This window comes from Rhizobium grahamii CCGE 502 (assembly GCF_000298315.2).
Lineage (GTDB): Bacteria > Pseudomonadota > Alphaproteobacteria > Rhizobiales > Rhizobiaceae > Rhizobium > Rhizobium grahamii.
This window is the reverse complement of the sequence record NZ_AEYE02000025.1, coordinates 61195-78606: the sequence shown is the minus strand read 5'-3', so window position 1 is coordinate 78606 and position 17412 is coordinate 61195. Positions and strand designations below refer to the sequence as shown.

Here is a 17412-nt window from a genome sequence, read left to right as displayed (position 1 = left end):
CAGGCATGCAGACGGAACTCGCTGGGGTTCTCGACACGCTACCCGGTATGGTGTTCAGCGCTCTTCCAGACGGACGCATCGATTTCGTAAACCACGAGTTGGCCGATTTTTCCGGCGTGCCTATGTCCGAGACAGCCCCGTGGGAATGGCCCGTGCACGCGGAACCTGCGGACGCGTCGATGATCGCCGAACGCTTTCGATCGATGCTAACTCTGGCTCAGCCATTTGAGCTGCATATCCCCACCCTGCGTGCCGACGGACAGTGTCGCCTCTTGGCAGTCCGGTGCAAGCCCATGCTCGCCGACGGGGAGTTGATGAAATGGTATGGTGTCGCAACCGAACGAGAGTGCCTGACGCCGAATGATCGTTCAGCGCACGAAACGGACTTCCAGCGTATCGTGAATAGCATCCCAGTTCCTGTCGCTGTCACCACGCCGACTGGGGACGTCGAGGCACTGAACGATCCCGCTCTCGAATATTTCGGCATGACCCTGAAGGAACTGAAGAACTGGAAGGCAATCGAAGTCGTGCATCCGGAAGATCTGCAGCAAACCATCGCTGATCAGCTCGAGGCGCACAGGACAGCGACTTTCTATAATGTCGAAAGCCGTCACCTTCGCTCGGACGGGGTGTATCGTTGGCACAATGTCCTCGGGTTGCCCTTCAAGGATCATGACGGGAAGATCCTGCGCTGGTTTCATCTGCTCGTGGATATTGACGATCGCAAAAAGGCTGAACTGGCGCTTGCCAGCCGCGAGCGCGAGGCGCAACTCATATTGGAAACCATCCCTGCGGGAATTGGCGTCTTGACTCCAGACGGAAGGGTCGAGGCGGTCAACGGACCGCTTTTGCGGTACTACGGACGAACACTCGAGGAGTTGCGGAGATGGGGCAACACAGACGTCGTGCATCCCGACGACCTTCCCCGTGTGATCTCGGCCGTATCGGATGCTCTGGTGTCTGGCTCTCCCTATGATCTCGAGGTGCGTTTGCGGCGAGCCGATGGAATTTATCGCTGGTTTCAGATCACTGGGCATCCTCTTAGGACGGAGGATCATAAGATCATCCGCTGGTACGCCCTTCACGTGGACATCGATGACCGGAAGCGGGCAGAACAAGCGTTGGCGGAACGCGAGCGCGAATCGCGGTTCGTCATCGACGGCATTGCGGGAATGATCGCAATCTTCTCGCCTGACGCGCGACTGATTGGAGGCAACCAGCAGATAATCGATTATTTCCAGCGCCCTATCGAAGAGCTCGACAACTGGGCGACGAATGGGATCACGCACCCCGACGATCTACAAATGTGTATCGACAGCTTCATGGGAGCGATCGCAACCGGAGAGCCCTATGACTACGAGACCCGCTTCCTAAGGCATGATGGAACATGGCGCTGGTTTCAGCTTCGCGGGTTGCCGTTGCGAAACGCGGACGGACAGGTCGTACGTTGGTATGGCCTGCTGACCGATATAGAAGATCGAAAGCGGACGGAGGAAAGCCTCCGCAGAAGCGAAGCTTTTCTTGCTGATGCCCAGCGGCTCAGCAAGACTGGAAGCTTCTCACTCAAGCTCGGCACCGGTGAAATCACCTGGTCAGCGGAAACCTATCGCATCTTCGACGTCGACCCGTCGACGGGGGTTACGCTGCGCACGATACTGTCGCGCCTGGATCACGACAGTTGCGCACGGGTGCAGGGCGTCCTCGAACGCGCGCGCGAAGGAAACGGCGATTTCGACTACGACATCACCCTCGTCATGCCCGACAAGTCGATCAAGCACGTTCGCGTCCTGGCGCACAGCGAGCGAAACAAGGATGGCGAGCAGGAACTGACCGGCGCAGTGCAGGATGTGACTGAAAGCAGACGGGCAGAAGAGACACTCAATCAGGTTCGTTCCGATCTCGCTTATGTCACCCGGGTGACAAGCCTCGGGGTGCTGACGGCATCAATCGCCCACGAGGTAAATCAGCCCCTTGCAGGGATCGTCACCAATGCAAGCACCTGTCTTCGCGCCCTGGCGTTGGAGCCGCCGAACCTGGAGGTCGCGAAAGACACGGCTCGCCGTATGGTCCGCGACGCCAACCGGGCCGCGGACGTGATCGTCAGGCTCCGTGCGCTGTTCAGCAGAAAACCTCCGGTTATCGAGCCGATCGACATGAACGAGATCGCAAGCGAGGTGATCGCTTTGGCACTAAGCGACCTCCAGCGGGCGCACGTGTCGGTGGTGACAGAATTCGGCAAGGATTTGCCCCGTGTCGCAGGTGCCCGCGTCCAGCTCCAGCAGGTGATCATGAACCTGCTGCGGAACGCCATCGAGGCTCTGGCAGGGGTCAACGACGGACCGAAGCAAATCATAGTCAAGACCCAAGCAGACCCGGCAGGTGAGGTTCAGGTTTCCGTGAGCGATGACGGAGTGGGATTGGGGTCGCAGGAGATGGAACGGATTTTCGACGCTTTCTACACGACCAAGCCAGACGGCATGGGCATTGGCCTTTCTGTCAGTCGATCCATAGTTGAAAACCACAATGGGCGGCTATGGGCAAAAGCAAACCAAGTCCATGGCGCAACGGTAGCGTTTGCGGTCCCGGTGCATGGGCGCGCTTGCTGCTCCAGCCCGAAGGACAAAGGCTCAGAAATGCTGCCCTCCGTCTAATCATCGAACCTTCATGTCTCGGTGCCCTGGAGTCCGCGCTGTTGTTGTCGTCGGTTCCTACCGGACCCTGCAGAATGAAGCTGTCGCCGATTGGCGCTGTCTCGCACACACTTGAATGCCGTCCGTCGTTGATCGCTTACGCGTGGCTTCTCCGTGCAGGTACGTCTCTGGGTATCGAGAACGCAAATGTCGCGCCAGGTCCTTCGGAATTCGATACTCCCCAAAGGCGCCCGCCGTGGGCCTCGATGATCGACCGGCTGATCGACAATCCGATCCCCATACCGTCGGCCTTTGTCGTGTGGAAGGCTTGGAAAAGCTGTTCGACGTTCTTGGCCTGGAGCCCCACGCCGGCGTCGCGCACGAAGAGGCTAATCTCGCCGCCATCGTCGGCCTGACTGGAAACATGCATCTCGCGAGCATGATCGTTGACCGCCGCCATGGCATCGGCCGCGTTTAGCACGAGGTTCAGAATGACCTGCTGGATCTGGACCCGGTCCGCCAGTACGGAAGGAACTTCGCCCGGCAGTTCGGTGCGTACGATGACCCGTCGACGCTGTAGTTCGCTTGACGACAAAGCGAGGACCTCGCGTACTGCTTCGTTGAGGTCGATATGTTCGAGCGACGGCGGCTTCCTAGTGAACAGACCGCGAAGGCGCTTGATTACCTCGGACGCACGATCGCCGTCCCTGAGCGTCCGTTGGACGGTCATGCGGGCACCGTCCAAGTTCGGCGGATCGGCGGCAAGCATTCGTAGGCAGGTGTTAGCGTTGGTCATGATCCCCGCGAGGGGTTGGCTCACTTCGTGGGCAATGGAAGCGGTCAGGGCGCTCAGCGCGGTCACGCGCGCCACATGAGCAAGTTCCGCACGCGCGCGGTTCAGATCGGCCTCTTGACGCTTCCGCTGCGTGATATCCTGCAATGCGCCCATGAATACCGGCCTGTCAGGTATCTGATCGATGCGGTGGCCGATGACATGGGCATGCCGCATGTCGCCATCGGCCCTCAGCACCCTGAACATCAATTCGAACTTCTCCCCGATCGCCGCGCCTCTAAGAAGCGTCTCCACATGAGGCATATCCTCGGGATGTATCGTTCTGGCGATCTTGTCCATGGTCACCTTCACACCAGGATCGAATCCGAAGACCTGATAGATGACCTCAGACCAATTGTGCTCGTCGCGCTCCAGATCCCAGGTAAAACTTCCGGTCTGGCTGAGCCGCTGGGCGGCGGTCAGGTAGGTATTCGTGCGCGCGAGTTCCGCTTCACTGGCTCTTTGGACTTCTTCGGCCAGTTTGCTTTCAGTGACATCCTGGGAACTTCCGAGATAGACGATATGCTCGCTGATGTCCGATACGATTCCCATCACCGTGTGAAGATACTTCACGCCACCAACAGGCGTTACTATTCTGTAGACAAGTTCGACGTCTTTGCGTTCGCGCACGGCATTCTCAAAGGCGCTGTGGGCCCGGTCGCGATCATCCGGATGGATGGCCGCTAGAACCATCTCCATCGTTGGAGAAGCCGTAGGCTCTAGCTCCCAGATGCGATAGTTCTCGTCCGACCACACTTGTTCGCCAGTTGTCGTGTCCAGCAAAAAGCTGCCCGTCTTGCTCAACCTCTGGGCCCCAGCCAGGAAACGGTTCGCACGCCGGAGTTCCAGCGTGCTCGCAGCAAGCATCGCATCCGACTCCGCCCGCTCCATAGCAATGCCAGAAAGCCTGGCGAATCGATCGATCAGTTCCTGCTCCTCGTCGGTCGGACCGACGCCCTCGAGTTTGTAGATGGCGAATATGCCAAGGACTTGTCCACGGCTCCCGACGATCGGCGCCGACCAGCATGATCCGAGACCGAACTCGACCATCATGCCCGGCCAGGCAGATCCAAGCCAGCGAGCGTCATTCGTGGGGTCGGTGACGATGACCTTGGATCTGGTCTTGATTGCGAGCGAGCACGGTCCGAAGTACGGATCGATCCTCAACCCATCGAGAACAGCATTATACGGTCCAGGAAGATTGGGGCCGGCGCCCATTCGAAACCGAAGTTCGTCGGGATCGGAAAAGAGGATGCTGCAGAGCGAACCCGGCGACAGCTTTTCCACCTCGAGGCATAGTTGATTCAGAATTTCCGGCAGCGCAACCCCGCGCGTAACAAGCTCCAGCAGTTGCTTCTCCACCTCGAGCTGCGCTTCTGCACGACTTTGGCGCTCTATGTCGGTGTTGACTCCATACCATCCTGAAATGCGACCATCATTATCGTGGAAGGGCTCTGCCTTGACACTGAAGCGTCGATAGACGCCGTCGTGCCGACGAAGGCGCATCTCGAACTCTGCCGGGCTACCTTCGGTGACAGCAGCACACCAAATTCCGCGGACCCACTCAATATCACTTGTATGAATAGTCGCCGTCCAACCGCGTTCCAGAAGCTCGTTGACGGTTATGCCCGTGTACTCGCGCCATCGGCGGTTCACGAAATTGATTACGCCATCTGCTCCTGTTGCCCAGACTAACCCAGGCAGGATGTCGAAAAGTTTCCGGAAGTCTGCTTCCATACCTCACTTTCCCACAGTTAGGGCGCCGCTATTTTCGGGCACTGGCTACAATCCCGTCAATAGTACTTAGGTGTCGGGGTTCTTCAGGTCTGGATGTTCGTAACCAGTAGAAAACTCCACCTCTTGCAACGCCTGAAATCTTTGAAGGGCGGCACCAACAACATCATAGATACCAAAGTATCGGCGATACCATCGTGCAATAGTTCCCACGCCGTTCAGTGTGATTTTTTTCCAAATCGAAACCCAGCAAATCGCGCAGGAGGATGCTATGTCCAGTATACAGCCGGAAGTCACTCGTCGAACGCTTCTCGCCGCCGCCGCAGCAGCAGGCGCGGTGGGTATACTTCCGGGAAAACTCGCCGCCTCTACGATGAGCACCGATATCAGGCCCTTCAAGTTTTCGGCTACCGAAGAGCAGCTAAAGGACCTTCGGCGTCGTGTTGCCGCAACCCGCTGGCCGGACCGGGAAACAGTCTCCGACGATACGCAGGGTGTGCGGCTCGATACGATCCAGAAAGTCGCCAAGTACTGGCGGGCGCATGACTGGTGCAAGGTCGAGGCGCGGCTGAACTCCTTCCCGCAGTTCATGACGGAGATCGATGGGCTGGACATTCACTTCATCCATGTGAAGTCCAAGCATGAAAGGGCGTTGCCCATCATCATCACGCATGGCTGGCCGGGTTCCATCATCGAGCAGATGAAGATCATCAAGCCGCTGACCGAACCGACCGCCTTTGGCGGCACCGAAGCCGACGCCTTTGATGTCGTCATTCCCTCGCTGCCGGGCTATGGCTTCTCGGGCAAGCCGACGGAAACGGGCTGGAACCCGCCACGCATCGCCAAGGCCTGGGCCGTGCTGATGCAGCGCCTCGGTTATTCGAAATATGTCGCCCAGGGCGGCGACTGGGGCAATGCCGTGACTGAACTCATGGCGGTGCAGGAGCCTGCCGGCCTCATCGGCATCCATACCAACATGGCAGCCACCGTGCCGGCCGACATTGCCAAGCTGCTGTCATCAGGCGCGCCTGCGCCGGCCGATCTCTCGGCCGAGGAAAAACACGCCTATGAACAGCTCGACGATTTCTACAAGAACGGTCTCGGCTATGCGATCGAGATGAACAATCGACCGCAGACGCTTTATGGCATCGTGGATTCGCCTGTTGGCCTAGCCTCCTGGATGCTCGACCACGACATCAGAAGCTACCGGATGATCGCCCGATCCTTCAACGGAGACAAGGAAGGCCTGACGCCTGAGGATGTCCTCGACAATGTCACGCTTTACTGGCTGACCAACACGGCGATCTCGTCGGCGCGGCTTTATTGGGACAATGCGCATTTCCCTTCGGGCGGCTTCTTCGATCCGCGCGGCATCAAGATCCCGGTCGCCGTCAGCGCCTTCCCGGATGAAATCTACCAGGCGCCGCAAAGCTGGGCGGAAAAGGCCTATCCGAAGCTCATCCACTACAACAGGCCGCCGAAGGGCGGGCATTTCGCCGCCTGGGAACAACCGGAGCTGTTTACCGACGAGCTGCGCGCCTCGTTCAAGTCGTTGCGCGACGAAACCTAGGGGCACAAAACTGCACGGCTACTGGTACTCCGGAGAAGTCACCTCTGATGCTGCGGACCGGCACCGCCATCGTGAACTTTCCTATCGTCGTGCTCGGCCGCCACAATGGATCTGCGCTGCTAGATCGGAGACAGACAATGAAGGCTCCTTTTGCAATTGCTGAAATCACTTGCCTCATGTTGTTCGCGACAGCATTGGCTCCGCAATTGTCAGCAACAGAAACAAAAACTCCTGCTGCAACGATTGATCGGCTGTACCGGGTCGACTGCGGCCACTCGCTCGCGAATGACGAGTCCGTATGGACGCCCGGCAGGAACAAGGGCAAGTCGATTGAGTTCTCCTCGACGTGTTATCTCATCCAGCACGGTGGCGAGTACATCATGTGGGATACCGGAGTGCCCGAAAGCGCGATCGGCGATCCGAACGGCTGGTCGACGCTCCCCAAGCTTATCGTCTATCATCTCGACAAGACAATTTCCTCGCAGCTTGCAGAAATTGGATTGAAGCCGGCAGATATAGACTACGTCGTCGTGTCACATACACACGGCGACCATATCGGTAACGTCGGCCTCTTCCCGGACGCAACCGTTGTAATGCAGCAGGCGGAATACGAATGGATCAATTCGCCTCCACCGTCGGACCCGAACCTCAACACTCTCGTGCAACTGGCTCGGAAGCTGCTCGGACATCCCCGCCGTCTTGAACTCGTGACTGGAGACGTTGACCTATTTCGCGATGGTAGCGTCAGATTGCTCTCGACGCCCGGACATACCCCCGGTAGCCAGTCGCTGATGGTTCATTTGGCAAAGACTGGCTTCGTCATCCTGTCCGGCGATGTGGCACACCTCGAAGACAACTTTGAGCATGACATCGTTCCTGCACTGAATGTCCGCAAGGCCGAATCCATCTCGTCCATGGACCGGATCAAGCAAATAATGAGCGAATACGATGCGCAGCTCTTCATCAACCACGACAAGCACCAGGCCGACGGGCTCAAGCTGCTGCCCGATTTTTACGACTAAACCACTGGTTCAAAGCATCTACGCACGTACGCTTCACCCCGAGGCGTTCGCTTCCTTCGGGCGATTTCCATCCCCTCGTAAGGGTATGGAAAAGGTGAAGACAGCTCCGTGTGGATCATTCGACTCCGCCCAGAGACGGCCCTCATGGCTTTCCACAATCGCGCGACTGACTGAAAGTCCCACTCCCATGCCGTTTGATTTTGTCGTGAAGAACGGACTGAACAGTTTCTCCAACATGCCGGAATCGAGACCAGACCCCGCGTCCCTCACCGATAGGCGTACATAATTCGTGTTTTCCCGAGCGGTGCCGATCTGCAGTTCCTTTGAGCGCCCAACTACGCCGCTCATTGCCTCGATGCCATTCTTGACAAGATTGAAGATGACTTGCTGCAACTGAACGCGATCGCCGTTCACCACCGGGAGATCCATTGTGAAACTTGTCTTTACGTTGACACCGTTTTTGCGCAGATCGCTGTGAGAAAACCCGATCACCTCCTGAGCTATTTCGTTCAGGTCCACAGTTTCCACGACAGGGTCACTCTTGCTGTAGAGGGCTCTAATTCGATCGGTGACTTCGGTCGCGCGGCTTGCGTCCCGAATTGTTCGCCTGATGGTTTCGCGGGCACTTTCGACCTCAGGCGGATTCATGCTCAGCATCCGAAGCCCGGCACTTGCATTGACCGTAATGCCGGAGAGTGGCTGGCTGAGTTCATGCGCAATGGCTGCGGTAAGCTGCCCCATGCCCATCATCCTTGTCATGTGGGCTAACTCCACCTGTGCCTCACGCAATTCATCCTGCGCGACCTTCCAATCATGGATGTCGACATTGACACCGAACCATTCGACGCCATCGGAAGCGTCAACGAGCGGATTCCCACGACATAAAAACCACCGGTATTCTCCGTCGAAGCGTCGAAGTCTCGCCTCGAAATCCCAAGGCTGCGTAGTGTCCGCCATTTTTCTCCAGGTTTCCGTCAACTCCGGAAGGTCCTCCGGATGTACGGCTGACGCCCATCCCCGCTCCCGAGCATCATCCATCGAAAGTCCGAGATAGGTGCGAAAATGACGATTGGCGAAATTGCCGCTACCATCCGGGCGCGCCGACCAAACCATACCGGGGATCGTGTCAATGATTAGCTGCAGCCTTCTTTCGCTAGCTTCTAAATCCTCTTGGGCGACTTTGCGGTCATGAATGTCAATGAGGCTGCCGTACCACATGAGGATGTTGCTATCTTTGTCCAGCATCGGGAGTGCCCTGACGTCAGCCCAGCGGTAATCCTCTCCTGAAGGCCGGCGGTACAAGACTTCGACATTGTACGGAGCACCAGTGGCCACGGCGTGCTGCCATGTCCGGATGACACCGCCAACCTGGTCTGGATGAAGTCCTTCGGCCCACCAAAAGCCGTCCGTAAGGTCGTCGGCTTCCACGCCCATGAAATCGAGGCCCTTCTTGTTGAGATATCTGATGGCTCCATCGGGTGTAGCGCTCCAGAGCGCCTGAGGGATCGTTTCGGTGAGCTGGTGCAGATGGAACTCTCGAGATTGCAGCGCTTCGGCTGCGCGCTTTCGGTCTTCGATATCAACGTTCAGCCCATACCAGCGAACGACAGTCCCGGCACTGTTCAGAAATGGATTGGTCCGAAAGAGAAACCAACGGTACTCACCGTCAGACCGGCGAAGTCTAGCTTCCGCCTCGCCGCCTTTTCCGGAAGCCAGCATTTCGCTCCAGGCCTTCTTGAGTTCATCGATGTCGTCTGGATGGACGGCGGTAGCCCATCCGACACCTCGCAGACTGTCGGCACCTTGACCTACGTACCTCAAATAGTAATCGTTGAAATACTCAGCCGATCCATCAGGCCCAGCCGACCAAGCCAAACCCGGAATCGAGTCGATTACTTCGGTGAGATTGTCTCCAGTAGAAGACGAGGCCGCAGAGTCTGGTCTGGCGGACGCCAACATATTCTTAAATCCCGCATTCGCCTGGAGGACCGCATGCGAAATAATCAGGCGTTGGCTTTCCGTCGGAAACCCACTGCGAGCGGAGCCAACAACCAAGTGCCCCCTGACCTGACCCTCACCAATCGGAGTGACAAAGAGTGCAATCCTACTGCCGTTGACAGCCAGCTCTTCAGGAATAGGGGCCGTGCCGGAAAATGCCTGCTTCAAGCCTTCGCGGATGTCTTCCTCAGTGAGCTCGTGCTTGCACCGTGTCAACTCAAGGGGGTCGCCTCTCGCCGCACTACGAAGAGCCACTGCGGCAAGATCGAGGTCCAATCCGAGAAGCAAAGCATCAAGAAGCGCTTCGGCGGTGAGAATCTCGTAATCCATCTGCGATGAAATCCCCAACATTGTCGCCGACTTGCACAACCTCGCATACCGGGAGCGCACAATATCGTACGAGCTGCATACCGGCAAATGTACAGCACGGGAATTCAGGTTCTCGCCCGGCCATTTTTGGTTGCATCGCAAGCCTCATCTGATCGAGCGGTCGGTAGGCGCTCCGATACCATTAGATCATTGTGCAGGCTTCGGCTCCGAACCTCGTGCCGCACCAACTCACGACGTAGAGATAGCTCGCGAAAAACTTCTACGGCTCCTTTGCGCCGCCAACTCCAACGTTCCCCGCCGCCCCGAGGCGAGAACGGTCAAGAGTGAGAGCGGGCATGGGGGCAGACACTACAATAACCGGCAGCATGTAAACTCCGCAATCGCGCCGCTGATCCTCTCCGGATCAAGTGCCATTCTCGCGCTTGGCTCTCTCGCAATGAAGTTCGACGAGGTATGGTCAAATCTCATCCAAGAAGTCGCGACCGGACTGGCTGGAGGCATGTAACTGTAGATTTCGCCTAAGATGCAATTCAGTCGGCGATCGTCTGTAGGTTTTTAGTTTACGTCGTGCTTCACAGAGGGCGTGCAGGGTCCTGGACGACATTCGAAAGATTGGCGTGAAACTACCAGCTTTCTACCCCGCTTGAATTCGTCGTGGCAGGAATCATACGGATAGATAATGGGAAGCAACATGCGGCGAAGCGCTCCCTCGTTCCTGTTCGAACCGCCGGCGCGTGGATCGCCGCCCGGGCAAGGCCCACTCGACCCACCCGGCGCGGCCTTTCTTCGTTGCCAAGGATTCGATCCTAGCTTTGACCGCGATACCTTCGTTCAATAGGATTCCTCAATCAATTGCGATGAAGTACCCGCGCAACAGCACGGCGAGGCAACCAAAATGCGCAAACAGATCGAAATCAATGTCCCCGCTCCTGGATTCTGGCGGGCGACTTCAGCAATTCCCCCATAAACCTCGTCGATCCCGACACGATCTCCGAACTCTCCGAACTCATTGCAAAACTCGAAAGCGATCCCGACGCCAAAGTAATAGTGTTCGAAAGCTCGGTTCCAGACTTCTTCCTCGCCCACTACGGCGTTCTTGTAGACAAGGCGCGAACAGCGGCGATGCCTCAGGGGCCAACAGGCATGCATCCCTGGCTGGACGTGCTTGTGCGGCTATCCCGTGCTCCCGTCGTTTCAATCGCATCGATCCGGGGCCGCGCTCGGGGCGCGGGCAGCGAGTTCGCTCTTTCCTGCGATGTCCGCTTCGCAAGCGCCGAGAAGGCGGTGCTCGGTCAATTTGAGGTCGGCGTTGGCGCGGTGCCAGGAGGAAACCCGATGGTCAGGCTCGCGGGCCTCATGGGACGCGGGCGCGCGATCGAAGTCGTGCTTGGAGCCGATGACATTCCCGGCGTATTGGCGGAACGTTATGGATACGTCAATCGAGCAATCCCGGATGCGGACCTTGACGCTTTCGTAGACCGCTTTGCCATTGCGTGATTTGACAAAGAGGCGCTGACGAGCGCCAAGCGATTTATTGACGAAGCTACCCTTCCAAATGATGGTCTCTTCCCGCCCGCCCTTGATCAATTCTTCATCTCCACCAAACGCCCCACAACAAGGGCGCGGATGGCAAAGCTGTTAGAAGCCGGGCTGCAGAAACGGCGATGCAGAACTCAACCTCGGTCAACGAGTCGGCGATTGGGGCGGCGAAGCATCAAGCGGGGTCCGACGAGAGCGATGATTGAAAGCGTCGACGTTTTGCAGAGCGCCCCGCCGCTAGCCTCCCACAAAGCAAGTAGCGAATGAAACCACCCCCCGTTCGGACCGAGTTGACGAAGCGATCACGCAACTGAGTCCGAAGAACGGTAAATGATCGGGATCTCTACCTGGGTAGATCAAGAGGGTCATGTAAGACTGGCCGTCGCCGACAATGGGGTCGGTATCGAGACAGATTCTGCGTCACGGATGTTCGATGCATTCTACACGTCGAAGACAGAAGGTATGGGTATCGGGCTCACCATCTGCCGCTCTATCATCGAGAGCCATGGCGGCAGACTGTGGGCCGAAGCAAACAATGGCCATGGCGTGACTGTCCAATTCTCCGTGCCGAAATATTCTGCTAAGGGCGATGCTTCGTCGGCCACCGCATAGCTTCTGGATAAGCTCGTGAGGCAATACGAAAGCATCGTCCGATTATCGCGCGAACTCATGGGATTCAGCCGTAGTCGCGGTTGATCCGGGTTGTCATTCGCCCGGCGATCTGACGCCGAACTCGGGTTGCCGTTCAAACCGTCAAGAGCCACGAAGATGCCTGCCTCGCGGCCCTGTCCCCCGTCAACGACCGGCTAAGCGGCAGCGCCAGACTTTATGCTCGTGAGGAGCGCGACGAGTGCCTGCGCTCCGGCGGTCGACGATGCCGGGTTTTGCCCCGTGATAAGCCTGCCATCTGTAATCGCAAAGCTCTCCCAGTTCGCCTTCTTCTCGTAGAGACCGCCAAGCCGCTTAAGTTCATCCTCAACCAGAAACGGTACGACCTTTGTAAGTTGAACTTCCTCCTCCTCGCCATTGGTGAAACCTGTCACCCGCTTGCCCTTGACGATCGGAGCCCCGTTGTAGGTTACTCGGTGCAACACGGCGGGCGCGTGGCAGACTGCCGCGACGGGCTTGCCGGATTCGTAGAACGACTCAATCAACTTTATGGACTCGGGGTTATCGACCAAATCCCACATGGGACCATGGCCGCCAGGGTAAAACACCGCATCGAAATCGTCAGAGCGCACCTCACTCAGCTTCACGGTGGTCGCGAACACTCGTTGTGCGGCTTCGTCGTACTTGAACCTCGTCATGGCGGGCGTCTGATTTTCCGGCAGATCGCTCTTCGGGTCGATCGGCGGTTGACCGCCCTTTGGTGAGGCTAGTGTCAAGTCGGCTCCGGCATCGCGGAAGACGTAGTAAGGGGCGGCGCCCTCTTCCAGCCAGAATCCTGTCTTGCGCCCTGTGCTTCCGAGCGTGTCATGAGAGGTGAATACCATGAGGATTTTCATTGTTCAGCTCCATCAAATTCTCTTCGACAGCAGAATAGCTGCACTTAAGAACTATTGAGGATCGGCGCCCTTCGCACTTGGACGATAGTATCGCCAACACCTTGGTATCGGGTGACGCGCGAAGGCGATGGCCGAGGCGCATTTCAGGAGCGGGATCGCGTGCTGATACGTAAGAATGGCGAGATTGGGGCATGATACATTTTGTTACGTAAACTCAGTCACTTACTATTAGCGCTTCAGAGAGTTCAATCGGGTCGGCCACCACCGCTGGCGTCGAAAAAAAGTTTGTTTCGACCTTCAATTTAACAATGTGATTTCTCCACAAAATGCTCTGGTTGGCTAAAACCCATTGCCATGGTTTGGTTGCTCGGCGCGCCAGCGGCCTGAAGATTCACCAGGACGGAAAGAACATTCTATGTCAGATACCCAACAGGCCACATTCGGAGCAGGATGCTTCTGGGGGGCAGAAGCCTATTTTCGTGAGATCGAAGGCGTGATTGATACCCGGGTCGGCCACGCCACGGGAACGGACGGCTCGACGCGACCGGGTCGCATTGAGGTCGTGCAGGTTGAGTTCGATCCATCGGTAGTGAGCTACGCCAAGCTGATTGATCTTTTCTGGCTTGGGCACGATCCATTGTCGTTCGACCGGCAGGGGGAGGAATCCGGCGAGGGCGTGAGATCGGCCATCTTTTTCCATACAACAGAACAGGAAGAGGCCGCGAAAAGCCTGAGGGCAGCCTTCAATTCGACCTCCCCTTCCCCAGCGACCACCCAGATCATTCAGTACGAGGGCCTGGAACTGGCGGACGATAAACACCAGCGATATGTCGAGAAGAATGGCCACCAGGCCTGCTCCGTTCCGAGCCCGGCATCAAGCACGGCATCCTGAAATCAAGAAAGCAACAGATATGAAGCCCATCATCGCTGGCACCACCCTTGCCTTGTCTATTATCCTGGCAGGCGCCGCCAACTCTAAAAGCCTGGTGTATTGTTCCGAGGCCAGCCCAGAAGGATTCGATCCTGCGCGATACACCTCCGGCTCGACGTTCGACGCCTCGTCCAAGACCGTTTACAACCGGCTCGTTGAATATAAGCGCGGTTCGACAGAGATCGTGCCGGCCTTGGCAGAACGGTGGGAGATCTCGGACGACGGCAAGACCTATACTTTTCATCTTAGGTCCGGAGTGCACTTCCAAAGCAACGAGGACTTCAAGCCGACGAGAGATCTGACAGCAGACGACGTGGTCTTCAGCTTCGAACGCCAGTCGGGGAAAGCCGATTTTGCAGCCTACGCCAACGGCGCGAGCTGGTCATATTACAACGATGTCGGCCTCGCTCAGTCGGTCGAGTCAATCGCGAAGGTAGACGACCTCACCGTACGCTTCACCTTGAGAAAGCCGAATGCACCTTTCCTCGGCCTGCTCGCCCTCGACTTCGCGTCTATTCTGTCAAAGGAATACGCTGACAAGCTCGTGACGGACAATCGGATCGATGATCTCAATCAAAAGCCTATCGGGACGGGGCCATTCCAATTCGTCGCCTACCAGCAGGACGCCGCTATCCGCTACCAAGCTTTCGGCGACTACTGGGGTGGGAAGCAGCCGATCGATGATCTGGTCTTCGCGATTACCACGGATGCCAGCACGCGCATCCAGAGGCTCAAAGCTGGCGAATGCCAGATCGCCGTATATCCCGTGCCAAGCGACATCCCCGCACTCAAGGAGGACAGCTCTCTAAAAGTCTTGCAGAGGCCTGGACTGAATGTCGGATACCTTGCCTTCAATACGACGCAAAAACCGTTCGACGACGCCCGAGTTCGCCGTGCAATAACCCAGGCGATCAACAAGCAAGCCATCCTGGATGCGGTATATCAAGGCGCCGGCGTAGAAGCAAAAAGCGTACTTCCTCCTGACATGATGGGATATAACTCTGCCCTCAAGACGGTGCAGTACGATCCCAATGCAGCCCGCAGCACTATCTCGCAGCTAGGACTGACGGGCCAGCAGGTCACGCTATGGGCCATGCCTGTCTCGCGCCCTTACAATCCCAATGGTCGTCGGACGGCGGAACTGCTGCAGGCCGACCTGCAGAACATCGGTCTTTCGGCCCAGATCGTTTCATTCGAATGGGGAGAGTACCTGAAGCGGTCCAGCGACCCGAAACACGACGGCTCGGTCTTGGCCGGCTGGACCGCGGACAATGGAGATCCCGACAGCTTTCTTACGCCATTGCTTTCATGTGCGTCTGTCGGCGGCAACAACAAGGCTGGCTGGTGTAACAAGGACTTTGACGCGCTCCTGGACAAAGCCCGGTCGGAGACTAATGAGGCGGCTCGCGCGAAGCTCTATCAGCAGGCGCAGCAAAAAGCGGCCGACGAGACCCCTTGGATACCGCTGGCAAACGGCGTAATCACCGTCGCCACCTCGGCGAACGTTATCGGCTACCAGATCGAGCCCTCTGATGCTCACCGGTTCGATGGCGTTGACATCGCCGAATGAAGTGAACTTGCCACGAGGGCCACGCTTGGGAACGCGGCTCTCGTGGTCCAACTCGTTGCTTTACCTTGCCGGCAACTGAGGACGCCCTAGGCGCCGCCCTTAGCTCAGGTGATACTCCACCATTTGGGCTCGGCTACGCCGGAGCCCCATTGACGATCGAACAGAGACATAAGCATTCCTGCAATAATCTCATTGAAGCGGCACATGACGATGCCGCGCCCTCGCCTCACGGCTTCCATGAAGGGAACGTGGCAATGCACTCGTTGCGAATACCAAGTCGTTCCCAGCAATGATCCTCGATTATCGGAGGCTTCGATGCAAAGCTCTTCAAGCAACGGGAGCCGCGTGCCGCGGCTCCAACTGACGAATGTTATAAAGTCCTTTTCCGGCACCCAGCTTTTGAAGAACGTGGCTTTCTCGGCATATCCAGGCAAGGTCGTGGCTACTCCAAGGCCATCGCCAAATGAGTATTGCCGTTATCAAAACGCTGCATGCAGTGATGCCTCGTAGCCCCTTCAACCAGTCTTGCTTTTTCAGATCGGAGAGATTGGTCGCGAATTGAGCCCCTGGGAATGTGTGCCCGTCCGCTCGCCCGCGCCGTGCTATGCCGCAGGGCGATATCCTTGGTTTCGCACCACGGCTGTGTGTGACAAAGCAGAAGCGGACATTATTGTAACGAATGTAGTAGACGCCATAAGATCCGTGCTTGGGTAAGAACGGCCTATTGCGACCGCCGGCAAATCTGTCCTTCGATTAGATCCGAACCCGCGACCAAAAAAAGGATTGGCGTGTAGGTTACACGCCAATGCAAGGGAATGGCGATAAGTACGATTAGACGGTCCAGTCCTCGATGCGTAAGCCGTCCACACGATCAAATTCGCGCCTGTTGTTTGTCACAATTATCAATCCGCGGGAGCGCGCGTGCCCAGCGATCAGTTGATCGTACGGTCCGATAGGCGTTCCCTGCCGAGCAAGTTCAGCTCGCAACTGGCCGGTATGGGCAGCCGCGATCTCATCATAAGGCAACACTTCTAGTCGCGCAGCAAAGCCTTCGACAACTGCAAGATTACGCTCTGGCATCGCCGATTTCTCTGCACCGTAAATCAGCTCCATCACGCTGACTGAGCTTATGCATAGTTGCCCATGGTGGCGATTGAAAGCATCGCGCACCTGTTGCGGCCGGTTCTTGATGGTGAAGATGCACATGTTGGTGTCCAACATGTATTTCAGCATCATAAAGCCTCTCGCTCCTGCAAGGCTGGTTGATCACGTTCGGTCATAAAGTCGGATGTAGCCTCTAGTTCCTCGAACCAGCTATCCCAGGCCTCGCCGGCAGGGGTTATAATTCGAGCTCGTCCGACGGCAACGATATCGACACGTTTCACATCGTCAGGCAGAGCGACTGCTTTCGGCAGCCGAATGGCTTGGCTCCGATTACTCAGAAATACCGCACCCTGTTCCATGATCGGCTCCTTTGGCATCTACAAGCGACATATCCTACAAATAATACGCACGATGGATATGTCAACGGGATATACCCAAATGACGCGAAACCACACGACGAAACCGCGCCGGTGGAATTGAGTTACGCGTGTCGGGATGGCGACCAATAACCATGTGTGATCTTGAAGCGGATAGATCGGTGATGCCAAGCATGACGCAGATGCTGCTTGAAGATCTATACCGCCTTGACGAAGACGACACGTTCAGGCCGGGGGCGTGGTCGACACGATGACACAGCCTGTCGTCGT

At 57.1% G+C, this 17412-nt stretch carries 13 protein-coding genes; 7 read left to right on the top strand and 6 right to left on the bottom strand.

Annotated elements, in window-relative coordinates:
• Positions 1-5: 5 nt before the first annotated feature.
• Positions 6-2651 carry a PAS domain-containing sensor histidine kinase gene (locus tag RGCCGE502_RS20565; RefSeq protein WP_016556121.1) on the top strand — a complete coding sequence of 882 codons (2646 nt, stop codon included), beginning with the start codon at positions 6-8 and terminating at the stop codon, positions 2649-2651.
• Positions 2652-2787: 136 nt separating this feature from the next.
• On the opposite strand, the gene RGCCGE502_RS34680 is transcribed toward RGCCGE502_RS20565, so the two are convergent.
• Positions 2788-5199 carry a PAS domain-containing protein gene (locus RGCCGE502_RS34680; RefSeq protein ID WP_016556120.1) on the bottom strand — a complete coding sequence of 804 codons (2412 nt, stop codon included), beginning with the start codon at positions 5197-5199 and terminating at the stop codon, positions 2788-2790.
• 268 nt (positions 5200-5467) lie between these two features.
• On the opposite strand from RGCCGE502_RS34680, the gene RGCCGE502_RS20555 reads away from it, so the two are divergent.
• Together RGCCGE502_RS20555 and RGCCGE502_RS20550 are read left to right on the top strand one after the other, a co-directional pair.
• The gene (locus RGCCGE502_RS20555; protein ID WP_016556119.1) at positions 5468-6766 is read left to right on the top strand and encodes an epoxide hydrolase family protein; all 1299 of its coding nucleotides are present in this window, start codon (positions 5468-5470) and stop codon (positions 6764-6766) included.
• 137 nt (positions 6767-6903) lie between these two features.
• Positions 6904-7788, top strand: coding sequence for an N-acyl homoserine lactonase family protein (locus RGCCGE502_RS20550; protein ID WP_114715889.1), 885 nt, complete (start codon positions 6904-6906; stop codon positions 7786-7788).
• 33 nt (positions 7789-7821) lie between these two features.
• On the opposite strand, the gene RGCCGE502_RS20545 is transcribed toward RGCCGE502_RS20550, so the two are convergent.
• Positions 7822-10116, bottom strand: coding sequence for a PAS domain-containing sensor histidine kinase (locus RGCCGE502_RS20545; protein ID WP_016556117.1), 2295 nt, complete (start codon positions 10114-10116; stop codon positions 7822-7824).
• An 831-nt stretch (positions 10117-10947) separates the two neighbouring features.
• Complete coding sequence (locus tag RGCCGE502_RS38150; RefSeq protein WP_244441759.1) at positions 10948-11202, bottom strand: hypothetical protein; 255 nt, start codon at positions 11200-11202, stop codon at positions 10948-10950.
• Between RGCCGE502_RS38150 and RGCCGE502_RS38145 the strand changes: the two genes are divergently transcribed.
• Both RGCCGE502_RS38145 and RGCCGE502_RS20530 read left to right on the top strand, forming a co-directional pair.
• Positions 11104-11613, top strand: coding sequence for an enoyl-CoA hydratase/isomerase family protein (locus RGCCGE502_RS38145; RefSeq protein WP_341875044.1), 510 nt, complete (start codon positions 11104-11106; stop codon positions 11611-11613). The two genes, RGCCGE502_RS38150 and RGCCGE502_RS38145, sit on opposite strands and share 99 nt — an antisense overlap.
• Before the next feature lie 372 nt (positions 11614-11985).
• Positions 11986-12267, top strand: a complete 282-nt coding sequence (locus RGCCGE502_RS20530; protein WP_016556114.1) for an ATP-binding protein — start codon at positions 11986-11988, stop codon at positions 12265-12267.
• Positions 12268-12461: 194 nt separating this feature from the next.
• Here the strand turns inward: RGCCGE502_RS20530 and RGCCGE502_RS20525 are convergent, their stop codons facing one another.
• A complete protein-coding gene (locus RGCCGE502_RS20525; protein ID WP_016556113.1) occupies positions 12462-13160 on the bottom strand; it encodes a type 1 glutamine amidotransferase domain-containing protein in 699 nt (232 codons plus the stop codon).
• Positions 13161-13575: 415 nt separating this feature from the next.
• Between RGCCGE502_RS20525 and msrA the strand changes: the two genes are divergently transcribed.
• On the top strand, positions 13576-14052 hold the full coding sequence (msrA, locus tag RGCCGE502_RS20520) for a peptide-methionine (S)-S-oxide reductase MsrA (protein WP_016556112.1): 477 nt from the start codon (positions 13576-13578) through the stop codon (positions 14050-14052).
• A 19-nt stretch (positions 14053-14071) separates the two neighbouring features.
• Positions 14072-15661, top strand: coding sequence for an ABC transporter substrate-binding protein (locus tag RGCCGE502_RS20515; RefSeq protein WP_016556111.1), 1590 nt, complete (start codon positions 14072-14074; stop codon positions 15659-15661).
• Positions 15662-16492: 831 nt separating this feature from the next.
• Here the strand turns inward: RGCCGE502_RS20515 and vapC are convergent.
• Together vapC and vapB are read right to left on the bottom strand one after the other, a co-directional pair.
• The gene (gene vapC / locus RGCCGE502_RS20505; RefSeq protein WP_016556110.1) at positions 16493-16894 is read right to left on the bottom strand and encodes a type II toxin-antitoxin system tRNA(fMet)-specific endonuclease VapC; all 402 of its coding nucleotides are present in this window, start codon (positions 16892-16894) and stop codon (positions 16493-16495) included.
• Positions 16894-17124: a type II toxin-antitoxin system VapB family antitoxin gene (vapB, locus tag RGCCGE502_RS20500; RefSeq protein WP_016556109.1), complete on the bottom strand. Its 231-nt coding sequence runs from the start codon at positions 17122-17124 to the stop codon at positions 16894-16896. The genes vapC and vapB overlap by 1 nt, the downstream gene beginning before the upstream one ends.
• Positions 17125-17412 lie beyond the last annotated feature (288 nt).

Coding starts and splice junctions, on each gene's coding strand:
- RGCCGE502_RS20565 (WP_016556121.1), top strand. CDS start 6: ATGCAGACGGAACTCGCTGGGGTTCTCGACACGCTACCCGGTATGGTG.
- RGCCGE502_RS34680 (WP_016556120.1), bottom strand. CDS start 5,199: ATGGAAGCAGACTTCCGGAAACTTTTCGACATCCTGCCTGGGTTAGTC.
- RGCCGE502_RS20555 (WP_016556119.1), top strand. CDS start 5,468: ATGTCCAGTATACAGCCGGAAGTCACTCGTCGAACGCTTCTCGCCGCC.
- RGCCGE502_RS20550 (WP_114715889.1), top strand. CDS start 6,904: ATGAAGGCTCCTTTTGCAATTGCTGAAATCACTTGCCTCATGTTGTTC.
- RGCCGE502_RS20545 (WP_016556117.1), bottom strand. CDS start 10,116: ATGGATTACGAGATTCTCACCGCCGAAGCGCTTCTTGATGCTTTGCTT.
- RGCCGE502_RS20530 (WP_016556114.1), top strand. CDS start 11,986: ATGATCGGGATCTCTACCTGGGTAGATCAAGAGGGTCATGTAAGACTG.
- RGCCGE502_RS20525 (WP_016556113.1), bottom strand. CDS start 13,160: ATGAAAATCCTCATGGTATTCACCTCTCATGACACGCTCGGAAGCACA.
- msrA (WP_016556112.1), top strand. CDS start 13,576: ATGTCAGATACCCAACAGGCCACATTCGGAGCAGGATGCTTCTGGGGG.
- RGCCGE502_RS20515 (WP_016556111.1), top strand. CDS start 14,072: ATGAAGCCCATCATCGCTGGCACCACCCTTGCCTTGTCTATTATCCTG.
- vapC (WP_016556110.1), bottom strand. CDS start 16,894: ATGCTGAAATACATGTTGGACACCAACATGTGCATCTTCACCATCAAG.
- vapB (WP_016556109.1), bottom strand. CDS start 17,124: ATGGAACAGGGTGCGGTATTTCTGAGTAATCGGAGCCAAGCCATTCGG.